This window comes from Arthrobacter sp. Bi26, assembly GCF_918697925.1.
GTDB lineage: Bacteria > Actinomycetota > Actinomycetes > Actinomycetales > Micrococcaceae > Arthrobacter.
The window spans coordinates 1-6,885 of record NZ_CAKKMF010000149.1; the positions used below are offsets into that span (position 1 = coordinate 1).

Sequence of the window (6,885 nt, forward strand, 5' to 3'; positions counted from 1 at the left end):
GTGTGCATGGGGGTCTCCTTAAGACGACGATGTCTCAGTGGCCGCCGGCTGGGTATCCACGAGGTGGAAGTCCACCGAGAGGATCTGCTGGCTGTTGGGGAATGAGTATGCCTTGAGCGGTTCGTGCAGCGGATGGGTGTTGTACACCGCGATGTCCTCGACCTTTTCGAAGTCCGCCACGATGGCGTAGTCGAAGGAGCGCTCGGTGCTGAGCACATCCGGGCCGTGGGTGAGGCTGAGCATGCCGGGGATATTCCCGGTCATCCTGTTGAGGCCTGCGATCCATGCCTGCTTGTCGGCCGGCGGGAAGTCCGGTTTGAACTTGAAGAGGACGGTGTGGCGGATCATCTCAGGCTCCTACCAGTTCGGCGGCGGCCTCGACAGCGGTTGGGCCACCCGAGACGAAGTCGGGGTCCTGGCCGGCGATGGTGCGGCCGGCGAGGTAGCCCATGGTCATAATCGGGCCGAGCGTCGCGCCGGCGCCCGGGTACCCTGCCGCGTAGGCGTTTTCGGTCGTATTGCCCGCGGCATAGAGGCCCTCGATGGGGCGGTTGTCCACGTCCAGGACCCGGGCCCGGCCGTCAGTGGCGACGCCGCCGTTGGTGCCGAACGCGCCGTTGACCACTTCCATCGCGTAGAACGGCCCGGTCCGCAGCGGACCCAGGGACGGGTTCGGGTAGGGGTTCTCGTCGTCGCCCCAGTATTTGTCGTAAGCGCTTTCGCCGCGGCCGAAGTCGGGGTCCTCGCCCTTGACGGCGAACTCGTTGAAGCGGGCCACCGTCGCGGCCAGGTTTTCGGCAGGAACGCCGATTTTCGCCGCGAGCTCCTCCAGCGTCGGCGCCTCGATCAGGTAGGCGGGGGTGGGCTGGCCGGCGCGGTGGGCCAGGATGCCGTAGCGCTCCATGTAGGCGTGGTCCACGATCACATGCGCGGGGGTGTTGAGGGTCTGGTTCCTGGCGGAATCCCAGGACTGCAGGCTGCGGGCGAGGTCGTTGTAGTTCTGGGATTCGTTGGCGAAGCGGCGGCCGTGGCGGTTGACCATCAGCGAGCCCGGGCCCTGGCGTTCGAAGCGGAGCAGGGTGCCGATCGGCTGCCCGTCGCGGGTGTCGCCGGTAATGGACATCGGGGCCCACCAGGCTTCGCGGGTTCCGCGGGTCTGGCCGCCGATCCGCTGGGACATCCGCAGGCCGTCGCCGGTGTTCGAGGGCGGCGAGCACATCGTGTACAGCCGCGAGGCGAGCATCGAATCGGCCAGTGCCTTGTCCCATTCGAAGCCGCCGGTGGCCAGCACCACGCCGTCGTTCGCCCGGAAGACGTCGCCGGATTCGAGTTCGACGCCGGTCACCCGCCCGCCGCCCGTGAGCAGCCGGTGGCCGCGGGCGCCGGTGACGAGGGCGGCGCCGTCGCGGACCAGGCTCGCAAGGAGCATGGACACCAGGGCTTGGCCCTTCGCCACGAGCCCGTCGGCCTGGCGCTGGTTGAGATCATCCCAAGGGAACTTGGTGAACGCTCCCCAGTTTTCGTATTCCTGCATCGTGAACGGGGCGCGGCCGTCGGTGCGGACATGGGAGGTGAGCGCGCCGAGGGCTTCCTTGCTGTTGAACAGCTCGGGCTCCACCGTGCGGCCACCCTCCATGGCGCCGGGCAGGTCCTGGCGGTAGTCCGGGAAATTGTTGAGGAAAATGAAGCGGACGCCGCATTCCTCTTCCACGAAGCGGAGCATCTGGTCGCCGTAGTTCAGGGCGGCGTCCAGGAGCTCCTCCCGCCCACGGCCCCGCGCCACGGCGCGGACATACTCGGCGGCCGCTTCCTTCGAATCGGTGATCCCGGCTTCCCGGGCGTGGTGGTTGTCGGCGACCCAGAGCATGCCGCCGGAGACGGCAGAGGTGCCGCCCAGCAGGACGCTCTTTTCCAGGACGACGACGGACTTGCCGGCACGTGCGGCGGTGGCAGCCGCGGTGAGGGCGCCGGCGCCGGAGCCGACGACGACGACGTCGTAACTGGCCGATGCGGTTCCACTGACGAATTTCATGGGTATTGCCTTTCAAAGAATGAAGAAGTTCCTGCGTGGCCGGGAAGCCTCCCCGGGGAAACGGGGGCAACAGCGGCAGGTCAGGGGCGGAGAGGTCAGACGGCGGTGTAGCCGCCGTCGATCACGAGTTCCGAGCCCGTAGTGAAACGGGATTCGTCCGAGGCCAGGTACAGGACGCCGTAGGCGATTTCGTCCGGTTCGCCCTGCCGGGGCAGCGGATTGGAGCCGACGAGCTGCTTGTAATACTGTTCCGCGCCGATCTCCGACTGTTCGGCGGAGCGGCGGCTCATCCGGGTGTTCATAGACCCGGGATGGATGGAGTTCACTCGGATGCCGTGGCTTCCGTAGGCCGCCGCATCCGACTTGCTCAGCAGCCGGACGGCGCCCTTCGTGGCGTGGTAAAGCGGCACGTTCCTGCCGCCGGTGATGCCGTGGATGGAGGAGAAGTTCACGATGCTGCCGGCGCCCTTCTTGATCATTCCCGGGACCACGTACTTGGTCATCAGCCAGACGCCCTTGACATTGACGTCGAAGATCGTGTCGAAGTCAGAGACGGTGGCGGTGTGGGACGCGCCGGCCGGGCCGATGATGCCGGCGGCGTTGACCAGGACGTCGGGGGCGCCGAGGTCGTCTGTCACCCGGCGGATCGCCTCGGCGACGCTGTCCTCGCTGGTGACGTCGACGTCGTACTGGCTGATGTTTTCGTGAATGGCGGCGGACGGAATGCCCGCAACGTCCAGGCTGGCGACCTTGGCGCCATGTTGGGCCAGCAGGGCGGCGGTGGCGCTGCCCAGATCGCCGCGGCCGCCGGTGACGATTGCGGTCTTTCCGGCCACGCGGTTCGCTGTGGGGTTCATGTGGTCTGCTCCTCGTAACTCCAGCAGCCTCTTTGCTGCGTCCCAGCCAGAGTGACAGCGGAGCTGTGACGCCAACCACACGATTGCCGATGAACGGAAAAGCGACCTTTTGGTGGCTTTGCTTAGTGGCTCCGTTTAGTGGCTCTGGCGGAGGGCGCCCTTGAGCTCCCCGCGCCAGCCCAAGGCGCGGGAGATGCCGCGTGCGGAAGCCAGCAGAACCGGAACCCGGGCGGGGACATTCTCCTCGTTCCGGGGCACCACGACGCTCAGCGCCGCGACGACCGTATTGTCCGGGCCGAAGACGGGGACGGCGATGCCGCTGGATTCCTTCACGATCACCCCGGGCATCACGGCGTAGCCCCGCTGCCGGATCTCGGCCAGGTGGCGGCGGAGCTGGGAAGGGTCGGTGAGTGTGGTTTCGGTGAACTTCGTCAGGGCCCGGGCCAGGACGGTTTCCTGATACTCGGACGGCGAATTGGCCAGCAGCACCAGTCCCGACGATGTGGCGTGCAGTGGGAGGCGGCCGGCGATTTTCGTGATGTCCACAATGGTGGAATGCGAGCCGATCCGCTCGATGTAGAGGACCTCATCGGAGTCCAGGATGCCCAGCGTGGTCGAATGCTGGACCACGGCCTGGACGTCCTCCATGAACGGCAGGGCGGCCTCCCTCAAGCCCACCATCTTGGACCCGCGCGACACCAGTTCCCACATCCGGGTCCCGATGTGCACATTGCCGCCCGGCTCACGATCGAGCAGACGCTCGAGCAGCAAGTCATTGACCAGGCGGTAGGTGGTGGTCACGGGAAGGCCGGTACGCCGGCCCAGTTCTGCGACGCTCATGGACGGGTGGCGGTCGTCAAAGGCGCTGACGATCTTTACAAAGCGGCCGATGATCGACTCGCCCGATGCGGAGTTGGCCAATGAACCTCCTCAGGATTCCCGCTCAATGGTAATCGTCCTCGCGGTGATCCGCGTCACCGGCTCTACTGGGGGTCTGGCATTCCACCCCGGCTGCCGCAGCGAAGCGCGCGGCCGACTGAACGGAGCAAAACCATGAGTAAACCCGTCCTCTGTGATGTCCTCGTCATCGGCTCCGGTGTGGCCGGAATGGCCGCAGCGTTGAAAGCCGCCTCGCAAGGACTGAACGTGATCGTGGCCGAGAAGGAACGGTACTTCGGCGGCACGACGGCGATCTCCGCCGGTTGGGCGTGGGTTCCCGGCAACAAGCAGGGCGTGGAGCAAGGGGACACCCGGGAGGAAGCGGAGACCTACTTGCGAAACCTGGCGCCGGATACGTTCAACGAGGCCGGGGTGAGCGAGTTCCTGAACACCGCGCCGGAAGCCATCTGCTTTTTCGAGAACGAGACCGAGGTGAAGTTCACCTACCCGGAGAAGTCACCGGACTACAAGATGGACCTGCAGGGCGCCAAACTCTCGGGCCGGGCAATCCTTCCGCAGGATGTCGACGCGCGCGTGCTGGGGGACAAGCGGCTCCTGATGCAGCCCTATATGAGTTCCTACACCGTCTTTGGCTACATGCCGCAGGTGGGTCCCGACATCAACGAGTTCTTCCATGTGAACCAGTCGGTCAAGTCGTTCGTCTACGTGGCGAAGAAGCTGCTGCGCACCTGGGCCGACGCCGCCCGGTACAAGCGGCCGGTCCTGCGTTCCAACGGCAACGCGCTGATGACCCGCATGGTGAAGAGTGCCGATGACCTGGGTGTGCGCCTCTGGAATTCATCTCCTGTCCTCTCCCTGACCAAGGACGACGCCGGAACCATCACCGGCGCTGTCATCGGCGGTGAGCATTCCACCACCGTGGAGGCACGCCTGGGCGTCATCCTCGCCGCCGGCGGTTTCTCCGGCAGCAAGGAACTGCGGAAGCAGTATTTCCCGCACGACGCCGACGACCACTTCACCCCGACCGTGGGCCACGGCGGTGACGCCGCCAGCCTGGCGATCAGTGCCGGCGGCCACATCGACGATTCGGTGTTCAGCGTGGGGTCCTGGGCGCCGGTGACCGTTTTCAAGTACCTCAATGGCAAAGAGCGTCTCTTCCCGCACCTGCGCGCCATCGGACTGCCGGGGCTGATCGCCGTCGACCGTCACGGCAAGCGCTTCGGGAACGAAGCCCTGAGCTATCACGACTTCGGCGGGACCATGATTGAGCACAACAAGGACGAGGACAAGACGTTCGGGTATGTAATCGGCGATGCCAAGACCATGCACAAGTACGGCATAGGCTATGCCAAGCCCTGGCCGATGCCGCGCGGCTACTTCTACAAAACGGGCTACCTGGTCAAGGGCGCCACCCTTGCGGAGCTGGCCGGCAAGCTCGGCATCGATGCAGCGGGTCTGAAGGAGACCGTGGCCGGGTTCAATCCGGCAGCGGAACGCGGCGAGGATCCGGCGTTCGGCCGCGGCTCCACCCTGTACAACCACTTCCGCGGGGATATGGAGCACATGCCGAACCCCAACCTGGCCCCAGTCGGCAAGGGACCGTACTACGCGGCCACGATCCAGATGGGCGACCTGGGCACTTTCGCCGGCATCGGCGTCAATGAACACTCCGAGGTCACCACCGAAGAGGGAACGGCGATTCCCGGCCTGATGGCGGTCGGTGCGGCAGCCGTCAGCGTTTTTGGGGGCGGCTACCCGGGCTACGGCTCACACATCGGCCCGGCCCTGGTGTTCGGTTACCGCGCGGGCCGAGACATCGCGAAGCTCGCCGCCAACCGGGGTGTGGAGCGTGCGGCCACCGTGGAAGCCGGCTAAGGCGAAGGGCCGGAGACGTCCGTGGCAAACTCACCCACCGGTGAATCGGTCATCAGCCGCGTCGTGCGGCTCATGAGCGCGTTCGACCGCGACCTTCCGACCATGACGCTCACCGGCCTCGCCCGCCGGGCAGACCTGCCCCTGACCACCGCCCACCGGCTCGTGGACGATCTGGTGCTGCACGGCCTGATCGAGCGGCTGGCGGACGGGAACCTGCGGTCGGGGATGCGGATGTGGGAGCTGGCCGCACGGGGATCGCGTGCGCTGAATCTTCGTGAGTTGGCGTTGCCCTTCATGGAGGATGTCCAAGCGGCCGTCCACCAGCACACCACCCTCGCCGTGCTGGACCACGGGACCGTGCTCTACGTCGAGCGGCTGTCCTCGCCCCAATCCAGCCTGGACGCCGCCCATATTGCCCAGAGGATGCCGATTCACGCCGCCTCCTCCGGCCTGGTGCTGGTCGCCTACGCGCCGCCCTCCTTTCAGGACGAGGTGCTTTCACGCCCGCTGGCGGCTGTGACCGCGGAGACCATTACTGACCCGGCACTCATCCGGAAGCATCTGGCGGACATCAGGCAGCGCGGCTACGTTGCCCTGCCGGGTATCGGCGTCACAGAGTGGACGGGCATCGCAGTGCCGGTCTTCGGCCCGGACAACACCGTCGCCGCCGCGCTGAATGCCATCGTTCCGCGGCAGGAAGCCGCCGTGCCCCTCACCGTCCCGGCGCTCCTGACCGCAGCGCACGGGATCTCCCGTGCGCTGAAGGCCTCCAGCCCGGCGCCCCGGCGCGCCTGAGGGCGCCGTCTGAGGGTGGCGGTCTGCCGGGCCTCTGCTGGGCACGCACCTCAGCCCGCAGCGCCGGCCTGAGCCTTGATGGACGGGAGGGCGAGTTCCAGGCTTGCACGAACAGGCCCGCAGTAGACCCGGTTGCAGGCACCACGGCGACCACAGCGCCGGTCAAAATCCCTGCCCGGGCATGGCTGTCACCGCAGATCAGAGGTCATGCGGCATCCCAAGCAACTGCCTCTAAAATGTCGGTGCGTCCTGAGATGCTGTGGGTATGGACAGCAGGACAGCTCACAGCAGGACAGCTCACAGCAGGACAGCATGGAGTGCGGAGAGCAGGGCGGCCGTGGAGGCCGTCGCCGCGTCCGCTGCCGCGCTTGCTGGCCTGATCGGGGCCGGCGCGGACCGCTCCGATCCGCCCGGCGCCGACCCCGT

The 6,885-nt window shown here is 66.6% G+C and carries 6 protein-coding genes; 2 read left to right on the top strand and 4 right to left on the bottom strand.

The window, feature by feature from the left end:
* Positions 1 to 18: 18 nt before the first annotated feature.
* The 4 genes from LQV16_RS22420 to LQV16_RS22435 all read right to left on the bottom strand — a co-directional run bounded on the left by LQV16_RS22420 (position 19) and on the right by LQV16_RS22435 (position 3,810).
* On the bottom strand, positions 19 to 348 hold the full coding sequence (locus LQV16_RS22420) for a Dabb family protein (protein ID WP_229996053.1): 330 nt from the start codon (positions 346 to 348) through the stop codon (positions 19 to 21).
* A gap of 1 nt (position 349) precedes the next feature.
* The gene (locus tag LQV16_RS22425) at positions 350 to 2,032 is read right to left on the bottom strand and encodes an FAD-dependent oxidoreductase (protein ID WP_229996054.1); all 1,683 of its coding nucleotides are present in this window, start codon (positions 2,030 to 2,032) and stop codon (positions 350 to 352) included.
* A gap of 95 nt (positions 2,033 to 2,127) precedes the next feature.
* Positions 2,128 to 2,889, bottom strand: a complete 762-nt coding sequence (locus LQV16_RS22430) for an SDR family oxidoreductase (protein WP_229996055.1) — start codon at positions 2,887 to 2,889, stop codon at positions 2,128 to 2,130.
* A 135-nt stretch (positions 2,890 to 3,024) separates the two neighbouring features.
* Positions 3,025 to 3,810: an IclR family transcriptional regulator gene (locus LQV16_RS22435; protein WP_229996056.1), complete on the bottom strand. Its 786-nt coding sequence runs from the start codon at positions 3,808 to 3,810 to the stop codon at positions 3,025 to 3,027.
* 132 nt (positions 3,811 to 3,942) lie between these two features.
* On the opposite strand from LQV16_RS22435, the gene LQV16_RS22440 reads away from it, so the two are divergent.
* Together LQV16_RS22440 and LQV16_RS22445 are read left to right on the top strand one after the other, a co-directional pair.
* Entirely contained in the window at positions 3,943 to 5,664 is a 1,722-nt protein-coding gene (locus LQV16_RS22440; RefSeq protein WP_229996057.1) for an FAD-dependent oxidoreductase, read from the top strand.
* 21 nt (positions 5,665 to 5,685) lie between these two features.
* Entirely contained in the window at positions 5,686 to 6,459 is a 774-nt protein-coding gene (locus LQV16_RS22445) for an IclR family transcriptional regulator (RefSeq protein WP_229996058.1), read from the top strand.
* Positions 6,460 to 6,885: the final 426 nt, after the last annotated feature.